Source organism: Nocardia sp. NPDC058519 (assembly GCF_042719755.1).
Taxonomy (GTDB): domain Bacteria; phylum Actinomycetota; class Actinomycetes; order Mycobacteriales; family Mycobacteriaceae; genus Nocardia.
This window is the reverse complement of sequence record NZ_JBHXNK010000027.1, coordinates 26422-45936: the sequence shown is the minus strand read 5'-3', so window position 1 is coordinate 45936 and position 19515 is coordinate 26422. Positions and strand designations below refer to the sequence as shown.

Here is a 19515-nt window from a genome sequence, read left to right as displayed (position 1 = left end):
CCGGGCGCTGACCGCTCACGCCTGATCCACCAACGGCGCACCGGATTCCAGGTGCGGACGCAGCACGTTCTCGAACATGCTCAGCGCCGAACCGATCGCCATGTGCATGTCCAGGTACTGGTAGGTGCCCAGGCGGCCGCCGAACAGCACCTTCTTCTCCGCGGTTTCCTGCTTGGCCCGCTCGCGGTAGGCGAGGAGCTTGGCACGGTCGTCGGGGGTGTTGATCGGGTAGTACGGCTCGTCGCCGGTCTGCGCGGAGCGGGAGAACTCGCGCATGATGACCGTCTTGTCGGTCGGGTAGTCGCGCTCGGGGTGGAAGTGGCGCGGCTCGATGATGCGGGTGTAGGGGACGTCGGCGTCGTTGTAGTTCATGACGCTGGTGCCCTGGTAGTCACCCTGGGAGAGCACCTCGGTCTCGAAGTCGATGGTGCGCCAGCCCAATTCACCTTCGGCGTAGTCGAAGTAGTGATCCAGCGGGCCGGTGTAGACGATCGGGGCGTACGGGCTGGCGGCGACGATCTCGTCCCGCACGTCGAACCAGTCGGTGTTCACCCTGGTCTCGATGAGGTCGGAGGTGGCCATGTTCTCCAGCCACTTCGTGTACCCCTCCTTCGGCAGACCCTCGAAGGTGTCGTTGAAGTAGCGGTTGTCGAAGTTGTAGCGCACGGGCAGGCGGGTGATGTTGCCCGCGGGCAGCTCGCGCGGGTCGGTCTGCCACTGCTTGGCGGTGTAGTCGCGCACGAACGCCTCGTAGAGGGGACGGCCGATCAGCGAGATCGCCTTCTCCTCGAGGTTCTGCGCGTCACCGGTCTCGACCTCGGCGGCCTGCTCGGCGATGAGCGCCTTGGCCTCTTCCGGGGTGAAGTAACGGCCGAAGAACTGCGAGATCAGGCCGAGCCCCATCGGGAACTGGTACGCCTGGCCCTTGTGCATCGCGAACACCCGGTGCTGGTACCCGGTGAACTCGGTGAACTGGGTGACGTAATCCCAGACCTTCTTGTTCGACGTGTGGAACAGGTGCGCGCCGTACTTGTGGATCTCGATACCGGTTTCCGGATCGGGCTCCGAGTAGGCGTTGCCACCCAGGTGGTAGCGGCGGTCGAGCACCAACACCCGCTTGCCCAGCACGTTCGCTGCACGCTCGGCGACGGTCAGCCCGAAGAAACCGGAGCCGACCACGATCAGGTCGTACTGGTTTGCCGGGGCGTTGGAATCTGCGTTGACGGAGTTACCCGAGGACGATGCGGCGGTCACGGGTGCCCAGCGTATCGGAAGACCACCGTTTGTCCCGGCGGAGTCTCCGACCACGTCCTGACCAGGGCCGATTCATCCCTTCAGGAAAGAGACGTAGCCCGAGGCCGCCGTCGGTACCGCTGCGCCGGCCGTCCGGCTCTGATCCAGCGTCAGGTGGCTGGTGCCGCCACCGGTCAGTACTGCGGGTACTGCTGATAGCCGCCCGACTGCCCGGCGCGGATCCAGCGGCCCGTGGATGGGGCGACAGCGAGCAGGAAGATCAGCAGCGGTACCGCGCCGCCCACCACACCGCCGATCAGCACGATCGTCGCCTCGTTCCCCGCGGCGCCATTGCCGGTCACCAGGGGGAGCACGGTCGAGAGCACGCTGAACACCAGGCCGAGCCCGGACAGGACGATAAGGATCACCCGACCCGCGGTCTTGCGGCGGAACAGCAGAATCGCGCCGAGCAGCCACAGCAGGCAGACCGCGGATCCGATCAGCAAGCTGACGGTCGCCGCGTTTCGAACCTCGTCCCCGGCAACGCTGCCGGTGTCCTCGCCGATCAGGATCGCCGCGGCGATGCCGATGCCCGCCAGTGCGAGCAATGACAGCAGCAGCGAGATCACCGCGGCGGTGATAGCCGTACCGCCACCCGCTCGCGGCTGACCGTAACCAGGCGCGTACGGGTAGGGTGCGGCACCGTAAGCTGGTGCGCCATAACCATTTTGAACGGGAGCACCGTAAGGCTGTGCACCGTAGCCGGGCTGGCCGCCGTACGGGTCGGGTCCGTAGCCGGGTTGCGCGTACCCCTGCCCCGCGTACGGGTCTTGGCCCTGCTGTGGGCCGTACGGATACCCCATGGTTGTTCCCCCTCCTGGCGAGCTGTACCTGAAGCCGCTATCTTGTGTCCCGGCCTCGCAGCACCGTCCGCGGTAATGCTGACCTGCTGAAACTATACGTTCGGTCCGACAACGTCTTCCGGGCGAGCGAGCGTGTAGGCCGCCGTCCACGGCAGTGCCGCGGCCAACAGCACGACCCCGCCGAACACGGCGCCCGAGAGTGCCGCCGCCCAGCTGTGGTTCACGATCGCCGTCACCGCACCGGGTACCCCGCCGAGGCCGACCAGAATCGACCGGATCACGGGTTCGTCGGCGAACCAGTGGATCCCGTACCCGGAGTCGTAGTTCACGAGCGAGGCGAGCAGGCCGAGCATTCCGAGGACGAGCTGCGCGCCCGCGGCGACAACGATCAGCCACCGCCCGGCCTCGTCCCGGCGCGCCAGAAGCACGCCACCGTAAACGAACGCGAACACCGACACCAGCGCGCCGAGCGTGGCGAAAAGGGTCAGCGAGTCGTCGAGCTCGCCCGGATCGCTCCGGAACGACCGCACGAGAACCACGGCCCCCACCAGGTTCGCCACCGCGGCGATCCCCGCGAGGCACCCGGCCACCATCGCCGCCACCTCGCCGCTCTTCGACTTCGTCTCCAGCACGACCATCCCCCGACCGTATCCCGTACGGCCCTGATGGGCGCGGCCACGCACCGTTCCTCAGCCGCGCACGGCGCGAGATACGCCTACCGCGTGGTGGTCCAGCGCCGCGTCGGCTCGCTCAGACTGAGCGCGAGGATCACCACATTGACCACCAGCCAGAAATCCAGCGGCCCGAACCGCCATCCGTGACTGGCCCCATTCAGCACGATGACCAGCAAAGTCGCCCCAGCCATCACCGCCGCCATGGTGAGCAGCACGCGCCTGCCGAGCATCCGCCGCCGCAACAACAGCACCGCCCCGAGCAGATACACCACCCCGAGCCCACCGACGATCCCCGCGCCCACATAGTCGAGGTCGATCTCGCGCCCGACCGCCCGCAGCACCGCGGTCGCCGTGCCGACGAAGATTCCCGCCCCGCCGACCAGCACCCCGAGCCAGCCCGCGATCAGCGCGGTCACCGCGCGCGAAGGCCGCTCGGGCCGCACCTGTTCCACCACTGTCCCCGCTACTTGTCGACGTCGCCGTCAGTTATACGGCGGAACCGGCGGACGCGGGGTGTTCGACTGTGCGAGCTGGGCGTTGTCCCGGGAATCAATCCATCGTCGACTCGATGAGAGCAGGCAGCGAGCAGACCTCCGCCCGGAATCCGGACACGTTTGTCCGCTCGCTGTTCGACCTCTCGCCCACTGGCCGTTCAGGCGGGATGGGCTGCGACGTAAGCGCGGAAGGCTTCGAGGATGTACTCGGCCACGCCTTCGCCGTGTACGTCGTAGTTGCCCCGGAAGCGGGGGTCGGCGACGTACATCTCGCCTAGTCCGAGCAGGTATTCGTTCGACACCGGTTTGCCCTGGGTGCCGCCGACACCGAGCCAGGCGCGGTGCCTGGCGACGATCGCCTGGACAACGTCACCGTCCACGGGAAGTCCTGCGGTGAAGGCTTTTCCGAAGTCGGCGGCGATGTCGAGCTGGGTCTGCTGGAAGCCCTTCTTCTCGGCGTCGGTCAGCGAACGCCACCAGCGATCACCGCTCTCGTAGGCCTGCTTACCCCAGCGCTCGGTGACTTCGTCCTTGTACTGCGTGTGGTCGAAACCGTCGAAAACCTCTGCGGCCATGAGCGGTTCACCTCTTTCTGTCTTGTGCAAAGTGGTCGACACCGACTCGATCTGCCGCGCCACCCGATCCTGCTGCTGTCGAAGCAGTTCCAGGTGGGTCCGCAGCGCACCGGCGGTGTCCTGTTCACCGGCGAGGACTTCGGCGATCACGGGAAGGCCGAGGCCGAGTTCGCGCAGCAGCAGAATTCGCTGCAGTCGAACGAGAGAGGTCTGGTCGTAATAGCGATAGCCGTTGGCCCCGATCCGGCTCGGCTCCAACAGCCCGAGCTGCCCGTAGTGGCGCAACGTACGACTGGTGGTTCCCGCGGCCTTCGCGAGGTCCTGGATGGACCATTCACCCACCATGACCTGCTCCTTTCTCGTCGGTACCTCCACTCTGCAAGTTGACGCTACGTCAAGGTCAAGAGGCGAAGCCGACTTCGACCTCCACCGTGTCGCGCTCGGTGTACATCCGCCACAGCCGCGCGCCCAGCTCGTCGTTGTCCACTCGCGGTAGCACCAGCCCGGCGGGCACGAGGTCGGGATTCGCGTCGACGATCCGCTGGGCCGCGCTGTTCTCGATGAGCGAGCCGATGGCGAGCAGCCCGACATAGACGCCGGTCCCTTCGAGCTCGCCCGCCAGCTGCCGCACGTAAGCGCGCTGCGCACCGAGCGCGACACCGACATTGGCCAGGTAGGGCTGTAGATGCTGTTCGGAGGCACCCGAGGAGAACAGCAGCGTGCCACTGCCGCGGGCGATCATCGCGGGCAGCAGGGCGCGGGTGAGGTGGATCGGCGAGTACACCTTGAGCGCGAAGGGCAGCTCGAGCGACGGCCGGTCGATGTCGACGGTCGAGGCGCTGCGCACCGATATATCGGCGGCCGCCGAATGCAACGCGACGTCGATCGGCCCCAGCTTCTGCTCGATCCGGCCGATCACGTCGAGCACCTGGGCGGGATCGGTGACGTCGGCGGCGAACGGTTCGGCCTCGATTCCCTCCGCGCGCAGAGCCGCGGCACGCGCTACCGGATCTCGTCCGATCACCGCGATTCGAAAACCGTTGCGGCCGAAGTGTTGTGCCGTGCCTGCGCCGAGCCCTGGTCCGTAGCCGAAGATCGCGAGCGTACTCATCCGATACCTCATAAGTTGAGTGTTGGTTCAAGTTATCCCGAACGTAGCATTAAGTTGAACCCATGCTCAAGATATTTCGCGCGCCGGATTTGTAGGATCGGCGGATGCCCGAGGACAAGCCGTTGCGCAGTGACGCCGAACGCAATCGCGTCGCGCTGGTGACGGCGGCCCGCGCGGTCTTCGAAGAACGCGGCCTCGACGCCCCGCTCAAGGACATCGCCGCCCGCGCGGGTGTCGCGATCGGCACCCTCTACAACCGCTTCCCCACCCGCGACGCCCTGATCGCCGCCGCCGTCGCCGACCGCATGGAGGCTGGCAGCCGGATCGCCGAACAGGCCATGGAACTCACCGATCCGTGGGAATCGTTCGTGTTCCTGGTCGAGAAGGTCTGCGAACTCCAGGCGGCCGACCGCATCCTCGGCGATCTGGCCCTGCGCAATGCCCCCAGCGCCGGCGTCGAACGCGCCCGCGAATACGGGCACGGACTCATGCGGCGCATCGTCGTCCGCGCTCAGGAGGCAGGCGCCCTCCGCCCCGACTGGACCCTCGAGGACATCGCCTTCATCACCTGGTCCCACACCAGCGTTCTCGCCGCCACCAGCACCGTCGCCCCCGACATCTGGCGCCGCAATCTCGCCTTCATCTTCGACGGCCTGCGCGCGAAAGCCGCACACCCCCTGCCGATTCCGGCCCTCACCGAGGACCAATTGATGCAGGCGATGCGCGGCTGACCGCTCAGCGATTCAGACTCGACTCGTCGCCGAAACCAGAATCGGCACTGCCGGACCCGTAGGCGATACCTCAGCAGGTTCAGCGACCTTCGACTTGGCAGGAATCTGGCCGAGAACGGTGCCCGCAAGGGCGATACCGAGACCGAGAATCTGCAGCGTGGTGAGCGCCTGCCCCAGCGCGATCCAGCCGATCACCGCGGCCGACACCGGGCTGAGCAGGGCGAGGAATACGACCGAAGTCGCTGGTACACGCGAGATTCCGCGCAACCACAGCCAATAGGCCAGCGCGGTACCGATGATGCCTAGGTAGAGATAGCCGCCGATAGCCTCGCCGTCGAGCGCGGGCGGCGCACCTTCGATGAGCAGGGCCAGCGGCGCGATGAACAGCCCGCCCGCGGTGAGCTGCCAGCCGGTCATCGCCAGCGGGCCGACACCATCGGGGCGTCCCCATTTCTTGGTGAGCACGGTTCCCGCCGCCATCGAGGCCGCACCGGCGAGACCGGCGACCACGCCGATCAGATCGAGTTCGGCGGTGCCGCGGAGCACGACCAGCGAGACACCGAACACGCCGACGACACCCGCGATCACCTTCCGCCTTGTCGGCGCTTCGGCCAGCAGCACGGCGGCGAATCCGAGCGCGAACATCGGCGCGACCGCACCGAGCACCCCGGCGACACCACCCGGCAGCCGATACGCGGCCAGGAACAGCAGCGGGAAGAACACGCCGATATTGAGCACGCCGAGCACCGCGGCCCGGCCGAGCCACTTGCCGTGCGGCAGCACCCTGGTCAGCGCGAGCAGCACCAGCCCGGCGGGGAGCGCGCGCATGAGCGCGGTGAACAGCGGCCGGTCGGGGGGCAGGAATTCGGTGGTCACGGCGTAGGTGGAGCCCCACACGATCGGGGTGAGAGCGGTGAGCGCGAGGGTGCTCGCGTAGCCGGTGGAGCGGGTTGCGGTCGTCATGTTCACTCCTGATTGATAATCTCAACATTGAAATATCTACTCGCCGACGTATCTCTACGTCAAGTAGATGAACGTTAAGAGTTTCAACCGAGAGGGAAATGGGATGCGCGACGCTGTCGACCTGATCACCGAGCACTGGAACATCGAGCGCCCGGATGTCGACGTGTCACCGATGGCGATCGTCGGCCGGATCACCCGGCTCTCGCGTGTCCTCGAGCAGGACCTGAAACGCTTCTTCGCAGGTCACGGCCTGGAATTCTGGGAGTTCGACGTGCTGGCCACGCTGCGTCGCTCCGGCGGCGAGACCGGCCTCACCGCGGGCGCGCTCAACCGTGCCGCGATGGTCACCTCGGGCGCCATCACCAACCGCATCGACCGGCTGGCAGCGAAGGACCTGGTCCGGCGCGTCCCCTCCGCCGACGATCGCCGCTCGGTCTTCGTGCAGCTCACCACCGAGGGCCGCGAACTCGTGGACCGGCTGCTGCCGTTGCACATGGCCAACGAGCAGCGCCTGCTCTCCGCCCTCGGCGCCACGGACCGCGGGCAGCTCGCCGACCTGCTGCGCACTCTGGCCGTCGCGCTGAACGACACCACTCTGGACTGAGACCTACTCCCCGTCGTGTACGCCGGGAGCAGCGGCCGGGCCGTACTCCACGCCATGCGTGCCGGGTGCAGCGGCGGGGTTCACCGGGCCGTACACGGGTTCGCCCCTGACCTCGGCCTCCGAGGGAAACTGCACGCCCTGCGTACCACCAGGCGAAACAACTTGGGGCAAAACACCTTCCGGCGTCTTCAGCTTGGGCCGACCCGAAGCCGTCGCGGGCAACTGATCACCCGCGTCGGGCACGAGATGGAGCAGCGTGGAGAAGTCGACAACCTGCGCGCCGAGCGTCTGCGTCGCGACGATGACACCGTTCGTGTACATCCGATACGTGCCTGCCCGTTGCGGCAGCAGCATTTCCGGCCCGATCGGCTCACCCACCGCACTGTCGGCACCGCCGATGCGGCGGTACTCGGTGTCGATCACCGACTCACCCGCCAGCGCCTCGATGGTCAGATCCGGCTGCGCCGGTGCGGCGGGAACCGCTGGGGCCGGGGCGGATTCGACGAGTTCACTCGGCGCCGGTCCGACCGCGAAGGTTTCGATATCGGCGGGCCGACCGCCATCAGGGGCCGCGGAGTATTCCGAGCGCAGGATCTGCCCGTCACGCAACAACACCGTGCCCGTGGTGGCGGCGACGGCCTCGGTACTGCGCGAATCCTCTTTCACCGTACCGGGATACGCCTGGCAGTCGGTGGTGTCGCAGGTCTGCGCGTAGTCGTAGCGGCTCTCGGCGAGAGCATAGGAACGGGCCGCGATCGCTTGTGCGCGTAGGGCTTCGAAGGCACCCTGGTCGGCCCAGTTGGCCTGCATTTCCGCGGGCAGTACGCCGGCGAGGTAATCGTCGAGGTCCACCTGGTTGACGGTGCGATAGGCCTCGCCTTCGAGCGCCACACCGAGCGCGCCACGATAGGCGGTGCCCCCGCAGAGGGTCAGGTGTTCCTCGGCCGGCCTGCCCGCACCGGCGCCGACCGGATAGACGAACGGGTCGTCGGTCGTGTCCTGCCACAACACTTCTCCGTCGCAGCCCGCGGTCACGACCACGTTCGCCCCGCCGTCGGGCAGCGGCGTGAGATGGGCCGCGTCGCCGGGGCCGATGGTGCGGCCCGCGACCTGCGCACCGGCGGCGGCGAAGGTGTCGAGGGTGGCGTCGTCCTGGGCCTGGAGCCGGACGCCGATCGTTGTCGGCCCGATTTGCCCGAGATCTGCCCCGGGGTAGTAGTGGCCGAGAATCTCCTCGGCCGACCAGCCCGCCCGCGCGTTGTCGAAGGCGCCGACCTGGCTCATGCCGCGGCCGTGTCCCGCGCCGACGGTCGGCGCGATCTGACCCGGCAGGATCTGCCACAGCCCGATCGCCCCGGTCAACGCCAGCACAGTGCCACTGACCAGCACCGGCAGCGGCACGGTCCAGATGACCGGCACAACCCGGCGACGGGTGCCACGGCCGCTACTGCGGGTGATCTTGGTGTCCGCTCTCATACTGCGCTCCCACGGTTTCGCGGTTCGACCGGCGGAGCTCGCGTCGGCATGTCGTCGTCGCCGAGCGGGATCCGAGGGCTACATTCGAGCAATCACATAATCCTCAAGTTGAGGTTGAGATGTGTGACGTATGTTAACTAGTGTGATGCGTGAGGTTAGAGGAAGCAAGCATCACATGCGCGGAAAAACACGAGCTCGACCCTGATAGGAGTCGCACGTGCGATACCGAAAGCCGAAACGTTCCTACGTGCTCCCGGTGGTCACCACCCTTGTTGTCGCCGCCCCGGTCGGCGCGTTCGCGCTCAGCGACTCGACCGACTACCGCAGCGCGAACGATTCCCAGGTCACGGCCGTGCCGACGCAGCTGGCCGAGATCGCGCTGACCTCGGTTCCCGACATCACGGTCCCGCTGCGTGACCTGACCGGTCTCGACCTCCCCGACCTACACCTGTCGGACCTGCGCATGTTGCAGCTGCCGGCCTCGATCCCGATCCCCCCGGGATTGCCGGTACCCCCGGGCGTGGCGCTGCCCACCGAGATCCAGCTGCCGCAGCTGCCGACGAAACCGCAGCCGACCCCGACGCAGCAGGCCGCACCGGGCGCCGCGGCACCCGGGGCCGCCGGCGCGCCTGCCCGCCCACCGGTCCCGAGCACGTCGGTCCCCACCGCACCCCCTGCTCCCCCGGCCGCGGCACCCCAAGCCCAGCCTGCTCCGGTCGCACCTGCTCCGGTCGCACCAGCTCCGGCCCCGGACGCACCGGCGCCCGCTGCCCAGCCACCCGCTGCGGCCGCACCTCCCACCGGCACACCGGTTTCCCAAAGCCGTGCCGGCGGTGCGAAATTCATCGCTGACCCGGAGAACCTCGAACCCGGCACCACCCCCGACACCCCCGCCCTCTCCCCCGGCGCGGTCAGCTCCGACGTCATCGACCAGGTGGGCGCGCAGGTCAAGGAACTCACCCAGGACACCCCGTTCAGCATGGTCGCCATCACCGCTCGCGACCTGGCGAACACCACCACCAAACTCCGTGCCCGCCAGCTCGACGGCAACTGGGGCCCCTGGTACGACGCCGACCCGCTCGACACCAGGGCCACCGATCACACCCCCGCCGACGCGCCGACCGGTACCGAACCGATCTACGTCGGCGAGACCACCGCGGTGCAGATGCTGGTCACCCGCAAGCCCGCCGCGGGCCCAGACCACGACCACGACCCAGCCCACCTCACCGAGGCCGCACTCAAGGCCATCCTGATCAATCCGGGCCGGGCCGCGATCGATGCCGCGCTCAATGACGTCGCCGCGGCGCTGCCCGGTGGCGGACCGAAGGTCATCACCCGCGCGCAGTGGGGTGCCGACGAATCGATCCGCTGCCAGGAACCCACCTACGACGACGGCCTCGGCGGCATCACCGTGCACCACACGGCCGGTCGCAACGACTACAGCCGCTCCGAATCGGCGGGCATCGTCCGCGCGATCTACGCCTATCACGCCGAAACGCTCGGCTGGTGCGACGTCGGCTACAACGCGATGGTCGACCAGTACGGCCAGATTTTCGAGGGCCGCTACGGCGGCCTCGACCGTGCGGTGCAGGGCGCGCACGCGGGCGGTTTCAACGAGAACACCGCCGGTGTGGCGCTGATGGGCAACTACGAGACCGAGGAGCCGAGCAAAGAGGCGATCAACGCGATCGGCAAGTTCATCGGCTGGCGGTCCAAGCTCGCGGGGATCAATCCCAAGGGCACGACCACGATGTACTCCGAGGGCACCGAGTTCACCCCGTACGCCTACGACGAAGCGGTCGACCTGCCGGTGGTGTTCGCGCACCGCGATGTCGGCAATACCGACTGCCCCGGCGACGCCGCCTACGCGCTGATGGACCGCATCCGCGGGATCGCGGCGGGCAATTCCGGCACCTACACCTCACCCCCGACGGTGAATCGTCCGCCGAGCCAGCAGGCGCGCGCACCGCAGGGCAATATGGCCGAGCTGGGCGCGATGGTCGACAAGTTCCTCGGCCTGTCCGGCGACAACGCGATCGCCAAGCACTGGGTGGCCAAGGGCGGGGTCGACGGTCCACTCGGCGCGCCGCAGTCGGACCTGATCGCGGGCGCGCAGGGCCGTCAGTACGCGAAGTTCGCCAACGGTTTCGTCTATTCGGGCGAGGGCGCTGAGGTATTCGAGGTGGTCGGCGCGATTCTCGACCGCTATCTGAGCCTCGGCGCCGACTCCGGCGTGCTCGGCCTGCCGACCACCGGCTCCTACCTGGTCCCGAACGGTCTTCGCACCGATTTCCAGCACGGTTCACTGGTGCTCAACGAGCTCACGGGCATCGTCACGACGTTCTGGAAGACCTACGACGAGACCTACAAGCAGGAAATGAACGGACAGCCGAAGCCGGGCCAGACGCAGACCGCGCCGACGCTCGGGCTCGCGATTCCGGCAGGCCCGCAGGTACCCGCCGAACCACCGGCCCCGGCTGCCGCACCCGTCCCCGTCGAACAGGTCCCGGCCGACCCGCCGGTCCCCGAACCCGCCCCGACCGGCTAACCCCCGGTCACGGCGAAGAACGGCCGGTGCATCCTCCGAGCGAGGGGCACCGGCCGTTTTATTTCGTCGCTGGGTTTATTTCGTCGCTGGGCCTAGCGCCACCAACGCTCGAGCACCATCGCCACACCGTCGTCGATATTGCTGCCCGTCACCTCGTCTGCCGCCGCCCGAGCCTCCGGATGCGCGTTCCCCATCGCGACTCCGTGCCCGGCCATCGCCAGCATCGGCACATCATTGGGCATATCGCCGAACGCCACGATCGAGGAATTCTCGACGCCGATGAGCCGGGCGACCTCGGCCAGCCCGGATGCCTTCGTCACCTGCGGCACCGCCAGCTCGATCAGCCCGCTCTCGGTGGAGTAGGTGATCTCGGCGCGGTCGCCGATTAGCGGGGCGAGGGCGGCGCGCATCTCGGAACTGCGGGCCGTGCTGAGCCGGATGAGCATCTTGATCGCGGGCGAGTCGATGACCTCGGCGTGCGAGACGACGGTGTCGTCGGGATTGAGCCAGGCGTGTTCGTAGGTCGGCGAGCTCACGAACTGCTGGGTCACGGCGTCGTGCGCGCTGGCCCCGACCCGCTCGGTCGCCAGCCCACAACCAGGTAACGCGTGTTCGGCGACCTCGGCCAACCAGCTCAGGGTCTCGACATCGAGGGTGTGGCTGGACAGCACCCGATCGGTGGCGCTGTCGTAGATGACCGCGCCGTTTCCGCAGATCGCGAGCGGTGCGTACCCGAGTTCGCTGACCACCGGTTCGATCCAGCGCGGCGGGCGGCCGGTGGCGAGCACGAAGGTGGCGCCATCGGCGACGAGCGCCCCGACGGCGGCCTTGGTGCGCGCCGAGACCTTGTCGGAGTCGTCGATCAACGTGCCGTCGACGTCGCTGGCCACCAGCTGCGGTTTCGGGTGCAGGTGCGTCATCCCATCTATCCTGCCGCACGTCGCCACGCGGGGACGCCGGACTGTCCCTATGATCAGGGCCTGATTACCCGATCCAGAGGGGACCGATGACCGGCTTCTTGTTGCGGCGCACACTCAACTACGTTGTGCTCCTTCTGCTGGCATCGTTTCTGACGTTCAGCCTGGCATCCCTCACGTTCAACCCGCTCGAGAGCCTCGAGCAGCGCAACCCGCGTCCGCCGCAGTCGGTGATCGACGCGAAGGCCGAGCAGTTGCATCTCGACGAGCCGATCCCACAGCGCTATCTCACCTGGCTCGGCGGCGTCGTGCAAGGGGATTTCGGGACCACCCTGGCCGGGCAGCCGGTGAGCGAGGAACTGGGCAGACGGGTGGCGGTGAGTCTGCGGCTGCTGATCCTCGGTTCGGTCATCGGCACCGTGCTCGGCGTGCTGATCGGTGCCGCCGGCGCGATCCGGCAGTACAAATTCAGCGACTATTTCTCGACGGTGCTGTCGCTGCTGATCCTGTCGACGCCGATCTTCTTGCTGGCGACACTGCTGAAATACGGTGCGCTGCAGATCAACACGATGACCGGCACGCAGATCTTCCTCTACACCGGCGAGACCTCGGCCACCCAGATCACCGGGTTCTGGAACCAGATGGTCGATCGCGCACAGCATTTGGTGCTGCCGACCCTGGCACTCGCGCTGGGCGGCATGGCAGGCTACAGCCGCTACCAGCGCAACGCCATGCTCGACGTGTTGCAGAGCGATTTCATCCGAACAGCGAGAGCCAAGGGCCTGACCCGCAATCGGGCCCTCTACAAACACGGCCTGCGCACCGCGCTGATCCCGATGGCCACCCTGTTCGCCTACAGCCTCGGGGGATTGATCACCGGCGCCACCTTCGTGGAGAAGATCTTCGGCTGGCACGGCGTTGGTGAATGGCTGATCGATGCGATCAACGCCCAGGACCTCTATGTCGTGGTGACGGTGACGGCGTTCGCCGGATTGGTCGTGCTGGTCTCCGGCCTGCTCTCCGATGTCGTCCTTGCCCTGCTCGACCCGAGGGTGCGTGTCTCATGACCGAAACCGAACTCATCGTCGTCGGCGCACCGGAGGCCATCGCCGCCGGGCGCCGCAAACTGGTGTGGCGCCGTTTCCTGCGCAACAAACCCGCCGTGGTCGGCGCGGTGATCCTGCTGGTGCTGCTCGTGGCCAGTTTCGCGCTGCCGCCGCTGCTGCCGTGGGACTACCAGCAGATGGACTACAAGGCGCTGATGCAGCCGCCGAGCCTCGAGCACCCGTTCGGCACCACCCAGATCGGCCAGGACGTCCTCGCCCAGACCCTGCGCGGACTACAGAAGTCGCTGATCATCGGCTTCTGTGTGGCGCTGTTCGCCAGTGTCATCGCCGCGACCGCGGGTGCGGTGGCCGGGCTGCTCGGCGGGTGGACCGACCGCGCCATCATGTGGTTCGTCGACCTGCTGCTCGTGGTTCCCAGCTTCATCATCATCGCGCTGTTCGCGCCGCGCACCAAGGGTTCCGGGTCGATCGCGATCCTGATCGTGCTGCTCAGCGTGTTCGGCTGGATGATCGCCGCCCGCATCATCCGCGGCCTCACCCTGAGCCTGCGTGACCGCGAATTCGTCCGCGCCGCACGGTACATGGGCGCGCCGACCCGCACCGTGATCCTCAGCCATATCGTCCCGAACATCGCCTCGATCCTGATCATCGACACCACCCTGGCCGTCGGCTCGGCGATCATGGCCGAAACCGGTTTGAGCTTCCTCGGTTTCGGTGTGCAGCCGCCGGATGTGTCACTGGGTTCGCTGATCGCGGCGGGCACCAAGTCGGCGCTCACCTACCCGTGGTTGTTCCTGTTCGCCGGTGGCCTGCTGATCACGATCGTGTTGTGCGCCAACCTCGTCGGCGACGGTCTGCGCGACGCGTTCGACCCCGGCGCCCGCGGCGCGCGCAAGGCCCGCAAGGAGGTCGCCGAGCACAAGGACGAGGCGCAGGTGGAGTTGAAGAAAGCCGAGAAGCGATGACCGCGTCGACCGCACCCCTGCTCGAGGTCACCGACCTGCGGGTCTCGTTCCCCGGCGAGGAAGGCCGCGTCGAGGCCGTGCGCGGGGTGAACTACACCGTCGCCGACGGCGAGGTGCTCGCCATCGTCGGCGAGTCCGGTTCGGGCAAGTCGGTGTCCTCGCTCGCGGTGATCGGCCTGCTGCCCGAACAGGCACGGGTGCAGGGATCGGTGCGCCTGCGGGGCCGCGAACTGCTCGGCCTCGGCGACAAGCAGATGTCGAAGCTGCGCGGTTCCTCGATCAGCATGGTCTTCCAGGATCCGCTCTCCGCGCTGACCCCGGTGTACCGGGTGGGTGACCAAATCGCGGAAGCCCTTCTCGCACACGGCAAGATGGGCCGCAAGGAAGCCGGTGAGCGGGCCGTCGAGCTGCTCGAACTGGTCGGCATCGCCGATGCCAGGGCCCGTGCCAGGGCCTTCCCGCACGAATTCTCCGGCGGTATGCGCCAGCGCGTGGTGATCGCCATGGCCATCGCCAACGACCCCGCCCTGATCATCTGCGACGAACCGACCACCGCGCTCGACGTGACGGTGCAGGCGCAGATCCTCGCGTTGCTGCGCAAGGCACGCGACATCACCGGCGCGGGCGTCATCATGATCACCCACGACATGGGTATCGCCGCCACCGTCGCCGACCGGGTCGCGGTGATGTACGCGGGCAAGATTGTCGAAACCGCGCCTGTCGCCGAGCTTTTCGCCGCTCCACGGATGCCGTACACCGTCGGCCTGCTCGGCTCCATTCCGCGCATGGACGGCCCGCCACGCACGCCGCTGATCCCGATCCTCGGCGCCCCGCCCGCCATGCACGCCCTGCCGCCCGGCTGCTCGTTCGCGCCGCGCTGCCCGGTCGCGATCGGCGACTGCACCGCCGCCGAACCCCCGCTGGAGAAGGTGAGCCCCGGCCACTCGGTGGCCTGCATCCGCACCGCCGAAGTCGGATCCAAGCAACTCTTCGAGGCTTACCGCAAGGACATCCCGGCCCCGGCGCACCCCGACCGCACCGACGAAAACGTGGTCCTGCGCGTCACCGACCTGGTGAAGACCTTCCCGCTCACCTCCGGGGTGCTGCTGCGCCGCCGCACCGGCGAGGTCCGCGCGGTCGACGGCATCAGCTTCTCGGTGCGCGCGGGCCGCACCCTCGCGCTGGTCGGCGAATCCGGTTCGGGCAAGTCGACGACGCTGTCGCAGATCATGGACCTGGCCCGCCCGCAGTCGGGCAGCATCGAGGTGCTCGGCAACGACGTCGCCACCCTCACCAAGGCGCGCACCCGCGAGATCCGCCGCAAGATGCAGATCGTCTTCCAGGACCCCAGCGCCTCCCTCGACCCGCGCCTGCCGATCTTCGACGTGCTCGCCGAACCGCTGCGCATCGACGGCCGGTCTCGCGAAGAGGTCAATCGGCGGGTACCGGAGTTGTTGCGGCAGGTGGGATTGCGTCCCGAACACGCCGATCGCTACCCCTCGGACTTCTCCGGCGGCCAGAAGCAGCGCATCAGCATCGCCCGCGCGCTGGCCCTCGACACCCAGCTGCTGGTACTCGACGAACCCGTCTCGTCGTTGGACGTGTCGATCCAGGCGGGTGTGCTCAATCTGCTGCGCGACCTGCAGGCCGAGCACGGACTGTCCTACCTGTTCGTGTCCCACGACCTGTCGGTGGTGCGCAATCTCGCCCACGACATCGCGGTGATGCTGCAGGGCAAGATCGTCGAATCCGGCCCGGCCGAGCAGATTTTCGCCGATCCTCAGCACGAATACACGCGCTCGCTCATCGCGGCCGTACCGGAACCCGTCGTCAGCGGCTGAGAACGTCGGTCCAGCCGAAAGAGGAGACGCCATGAGAACCCGTCGAATGCAAGCAGGCCGAAGTGCCCGATTGCGCTGTGCCGCCGTGGTGGTGGCGGCCGGGATGATCGTGGCGGGCTGTGGGGGTGGCGGCGATGAGTCTGCGGCCGGGCTGAGCGATGCGATCGGCGCCACCAGCGACGTCAACCCCAAGGGTGTCGACGAGCTGCGTGAGGGCGGCAACCTGCGCTTGGCCACCACCGACTACCCCGCCAACTGGAACATCCTGTCCAATGACGGCAACAACGGTGAGATCGGCGAAATCGTTCGCGCGATGCTGCCGCGTTCGTACGAGATCGACGCCGCGGGTCAACTCAGCGTCGACACCGACTTCTTCACCGATATCACTCTGAACAGCACCGATCCGATGCGGGTGACGTATTCGATCAATCCGAAGGCTGTCTGGTCGGATGGTTCGCCGATCACCTGGGAAGACCTCGCATCCCAGGCCCACGCGCTGAGCGGGCGCGACAAGAGCTACCAGATCGCGATCACCAACGGCTTCGAATTCGTCGAGAAGGTGGAGCGCGGCACCGACGACCAGCACGCCGTTCTCACCTTCAGCAAGCCCTACGCCGACTGGCGCGGTCAGTTCTCCGGCAACTCCGCTCTCTACCCGAAGTCGGTGACCAGCACGCCCGAGGCCTTCAACACCAGCCTCGCCGATGCAATCACCCTCACCGCGGGCCCGTTCACCGTCAGCGCCACCGACCGCGGTCAAGGCCGAATCACATTGGGCCGCAACCCAAAATGGTGGGGTGAGAAGCCGGTTCTCGACACCATCACCTACAGCGTGCTCGACCACACGTCATGGGTGCAGGCTCTCCAGAACAACGAGCTGGACCTGGTCCGCCTCACCACCATCGACGACGTGAAAACCGTTCGCGGTACCGAGGGCCTCGTTGTCCGACGGGCACCGGGTAATCGCTGGCGCCACATCACCTTCAACGGTGCGCCCGGCTCGATTCTCGCCGATCCCGCTGTCCGCGTAGCGATCTCGAAAGCCATCGACCGCCAGGGCATCGCGACCGCCATCCAGAACGGCCTTGTCGAGAACCCCCAGCCGCTGAACAACCACATCTTCCTCCAAGGCCAAAAGGGTTACCAGGACAACAGCCTCGGTTTCGACCCCGAAGCGGCCGCCCGCGAACTCGACGCCCTCGGCTGGACCCGCACCGGCGACACTCGCGCCAAAGACGGCCGCACCCTGGTCATCCGCGACGTCATGTACAACGACCCCACCTGGGTCCAGGTCGCCCAGATCATCCAGCAGAACCTGGCAGCCATCGGCGTTCAGCTGACCATCGACACCAAACCCGCCGCAGGCCTTTTCACCGACGTGATCCAGCCGGGCGACTTCGATGCCGCCCAGTACGTCTACCAGGGCGACCCCTTCCCCCTGAGTAGCATCCGCCAGATCTACTACTACGACCCCACCGACCTCCAGTCCAACTTCGGCCGGATCGGTTCCCCCGAACTCAACGCACTCATCGAACGCACCCTCACCGAACTCGACCCCGCGAAGTCCATCGACCTCGCGAACCAGGTCGACCGCAAGGTTTTCGAAGAAGGCCACTCCCTCCCCCTGATGCAGTCCGACGGCAGCGTCGGCGCCCGCACCACCCTCGCCAACATCGGCTCCCCCGGTTTGGCAACGTACGACTACACGAAGATCGGCTTCGTGAAGTAGCCCACGCAGCGAAACCTGAGGAAAGGAGCGGACCATGCGGATTCGTTCATTGACCACCCGCCTGGCAGTCCCCCTCGTCATTGTCAGTTTGATCGCTGCCGGGTGCGGTTCCGATAATGGCAGTCCGGCGGAAGGCAACGCCACACTCGGCACCACGAACGACATCAACCCGAAGGATGTCAGCGAACTGCGTGACGGCGGCAATTTGCGGCTGGCACTCACCTCGCTGCCGGAGAACTGGAACGGTCTTCACAACGACGGCAACGACGGCGATACCGGTGCGCTATTGCGACCGGTGATGCCGCGGGCGTTCAAAACAAATGCGGCCGCCGAACTCACGGTCAATACCGACTACTTTACCGATATCGCCCTGACCAGCACCGAGCCGCAGCAAGTGACGTACACGATCAACCCCGAAGCGGTCTGGTCGGACGGATCACCACTGACCTGGGAGGACATTCAGTCCCAGGCCAACGCGCTCAGCGGAAACGACAAGGCGTTCCTGATCGCCAACAACGCAGGCTTCGATCGGGTCGAGAAGGTCGAGCGCGGTGTCGATGATCAGCAGGCGATCATCACCTTCAAGAAGCACTACGCCGACTGGCGCGGCCAATTCGCGGGTAACTCCTTCCTGTTCCCCAAGACCGCGACGGCGACGCCGGACGCATTCAACAAGAGCCAGGTCGACGCGCTCGGCCTGTCCGCCGGACCGTTCATCATCCAGTCCGTGGACCGGGGGCAGAGCCGGGTCGTCCTCGGCCGCAATCCGAAGTGGTGGGGCGCGACCCCGAAGCTGGACACCATCACCTTCAGCGTGCTCGACAGCTCGGCTTTCGTTCCCGCGTTGCTGAACAACGAGATCGACGCGGTCGGAATCGGCAGCCGTGACGAACTGAAGTCGGCACAGAGCACTCCCGGCGTCGCGATTCGCCGAGCCCCCGGAAACAGCTGGGGTCACTTCACCTTCAACGGAGCCCCCGGATCGCTGCTCGCCGATCAAGGTGTGCGCGTGGCGATATCGAAAGCGATCGATCGGGAGGGCATCGTCGATGCGATGCAGAACGGGCTCGTCCAGGACCCCCAGCCGCTCAACAATCACATCTACCTGCGTGGCCAGGACGGCTACCAGGACAACAGCCTCGGTTTCGATCCGACGGCCGCGGCGAACGAACTCGATGCCCTCGGGTGGAAGCTCAACGGCGACGTCCGCGAGAAGGACGGCCGCAAGCTGGAGATCCGCGATGTCATGTACAACGACCCGAGCAATATCCAGATCGCGCAGATCATCCAGCAGAACCTCGCGCAGATCGGCGTCAAGCTGACCATCGAGACGAAGCCAGGGGCCGGCCTGTTCACCGATGTACTTCAGCCGGGCAACTTCGATGTAGGCCAATGGTTCTGGGGAGGCGATCCGTTCCCGCTCAGCAGCCTGACCCAGATCTACGGCGATAACCCGAACGACATCCAGGGCAATTACGGTCGCATCGGATCTCCCGAGCTCAATGACCTCATCGAGCAGACCGTCTCCGAACTGGATCCGGCGAAGGCCAAGGAACTGGCCAACCAGATCGATCGGAAGGTCTTCGAAGAGGGCCATTCGCTGCCGCTGTTCCAGTCCCCGGGCAACGTCGCGGTGCGGGACAACCTCGCCAACTTCGGCGCGGCGGGTCTGGCTTCCTACGACTACACCAAGATCGGCTTCGTCAAGTAGACGAAGCGTTGTG

General features: G+C 66.9%; 17 protein-coding genes. 8 read left to right on the top strand and 9 right to left on the bottom strand.

Annotation, left to right across the window (positions count from 1 at the left end):
• Positions 1–15 precede the first annotated feature (15 nt).
• The 6 genes from glf to ACFWPK_RS26090 form a co-directional block, all read right to left on the bottom strand.
• Complete coding sequence (gene glf, locus ACFWPK_RS26115; RefSeq protein ID WP_378920047.1) at positions 16–1254, bottom strand: UDP-galactopyranose mutase; 1239 nt, start codon at positions 1252–1254, stop codon at positions 16–18.
• A 173-nt stretch (positions 1255–1427) separates the two neighbouring features.
• Entirely contained in the window at positions 1428–2096 is a 669-nt protein-coding gene (locus tag ACFWPK_RS26110; protein WP_378920045.1) for a hypothetical protein, read from the bottom strand.
• A 92-nt stretch (positions 2097–2188) separates the two neighbouring features.
• Entirely contained in the window at positions 2189–2734 is a 546-nt protein-coding gene (locus ACFWPK_RS26105) for a hypothetical protein (protein ID WP_378920043.1), read from the bottom strand.
• Positions 2735–2811: 77 nt separating this feature from the next.
• A complete protein-coding gene (locus tag ACFWPK_RS26100) occupies positions 2812–3222 on the bottom strand; it encodes a hypothetical protein (RefSeq protein WP_378920041.1) in 411 nt (136 codons plus the stop codon).
• A 200-nt stretch (positions 3223–3422) separates the two neighbouring features.
• Entirely contained in the window at positions 3423–4184 is a 762-nt protein-coding gene (locus ACFWPK_RS26095) for a MerR family transcriptional regulator (protein ID WP_378920039.1), read from the bottom strand.
• 55 nt (positions 4185–4239) lie between these two features.
• A complete protein-coding gene (locus tag ACFWPK_RS26090) occupies positions 4240–4950 on the bottom strand; it encodes an SDR family NAD(P)-dependent oxidoreductase (RefSeq protein ID WP_378920037.1) in 711 nt (236 codons plus the stop codon).
• 104 nt (positions 4951–5054) lie between these two features.
• Between ACFWPK_RS26090 and ACFWPK_RS26085 the strand changes: the two genes are divergently transcribed.
• Complete coding sequence (locus ACFWPK_RS26085) at positions 5055–5681, top strand: TetR/AcrR family transcriptional regulator (protein WP_378920034.1); 627 nt, start codon at positions 5055–5057, stop codon at positions 5679–5681.
• A gap of 12 nt (positions 5682–5693) precedes the next feature.
• On the opposite strand, the gene ACFWPK_RS26080 is transcribed toward ACFWPK_RS26085, so the two are convergent.
• The gene (locus tag ACFWPK_RS26080; RefSeq protein ID WP_378920032.1) at positions 5694–6644 is read right to left on the bottom strand and encodes an EamA family transporter; all 951 of its coding nucleotides are present in this window, start codon (positions 6642–6644) and stop codon (positions 5694–5696) included.
• Positions 6645–6747: 103 nt separating this feature from the next.
• Between ACFWPK_RS26080 and ACFWPK_RS26075 the strand changes: the two genes are divergently transcribed.
• On the top strand, positions 6748–7248 hold the full coding sequence (locus tag ACFWPK_RS26075) for a MarR family winged helix-turn-helix transcriptional regulator (protein WP_378920030.1): 501 nt from the start codon (positions 6748–6750) through the stop codon (positions 7246–7248).
• Positions 7249–7251: 3 nt separating this feature from the next.
• Here ACFWPK_RS26075 and ACFWPK_RS26070 read toward each other — a convergent pair whose 3' ends face one another.
• Positions 7252–8724 (bottom strand): SpoIID/LytB domain-containing protein, encoded by a 1473-nt coding sequence (locus ACFWPK_RS26070; protein WP_378920028.1) that lies wholly within the window; start codon positions 8722–8724, stop codon positions 7252–7254.
• Positions 8725–8941: 217 nt separating this feature from the next.
• Here ACFWPK_RS26070 and ACFWPK_RS26065 point away from each other — a divergent pair, with 217 nt between their 5' ends.
• The gene (locus tag ACFWPK_RS26065; RefSeq protein ID WP_378920026.1) at positions 8942–11272 is read left to right on the top strand and encodes an N-acetylmuramoyl-L-alanine amidase; all 2331 of its coding nucleotides are present in this window, start codon (positions 8942–8944) and stop codon (positions 11270–11272) included.
• A 92-nt stretch (positions 11273–11364) separates the two neighbouring features.
• Here the strand turns inward: ACFWPK_RS26065 and ACFWPK_RS26060 are convergent, their stop codons facing one another.
• On the bottom strand, positions 11365–12192 hold the full coding sequence (locus ACFWPK_RS26060; RefSeq protein WP_378920024.1) for an HAD family hydrolase: 828 nt from the start codon (positions 12190–12192) through the stop codon (positions 11365–11367).
• Between the two features lie 86 nt (positions 12193–12278).
• Here ACFWPK_RS26060 and ACFWPK_RS26055 point away from each other — a divergent pair, with 86 nt between their 5' ends.
• Genes ACFWPK_RS26055 through ACFWPK_RS26035 form a run of 5 tightly spaced genes read left to right on the top strand, consistent with a single transcriptional unit; the run spans position 12279 to position 19502 of the window.
• A complete protein-coding gene (locus tag ACFWPK_RS26055; protein ID WP_378920022.1) occupies positions 12279–13256 on the top strand; it encodes an ABC transporter permease in 978 nt (325 codons plus the stop codon).
• Positions 13253–14221, top strand: a complete 969-nt coding sequence (locus ACFWPK_RS26050) for an ABC transporter permease subunit (protein ID WP_378920020.1) — start codon at positions 13253–13255, stop codon at positions 14219–14221. Before ACFWPK_RS26055 ends, ACFWPK_RS26050 begins: the two co-directional genes overlap by 4 nt.
• The gene (locus ACFWPK_RS26045) at positions 14218–16062 is read left to right on the top strand and encodes an ABC transporter ATP-binding protein (protein ID WP_378920018.1); all 1845 of its coding nucleotides are present in this window, start codon (positions 14218–14220) and stop codon (positions 16060–16062) included. Before ACFWPK_RS26050 ends, ACFWPK_RS26045 begins: the two co-directional genes overlap by 4 nt.
• 31 nt (positions 16063–16093) lie before the next feature.
• The gene (locus ACFWPK_RS26040) at positions 16094–17791 is read left to right on the top strand and encodes an ABC transporter family substrate-binding protein (RefSeq protein WP_378920016.1); all 1698 of its coding nucleotides are present in this window, start codon (positions 16094–16096) and stop codon (positions 17789–17791) included.
• Positions 17792–17825: 34 nt separating this feature from the next.
• Entirely contained in the window at positions 17826–19502 is a 1677-nt protein-coding gene (locus ACFWPK_RS26035; protein WP_378920014.1) for an ABC transporter family substrate-binding protein, read from the top strand.
• Positions 19503–19515: the final 13 nt, after the last annotated feature.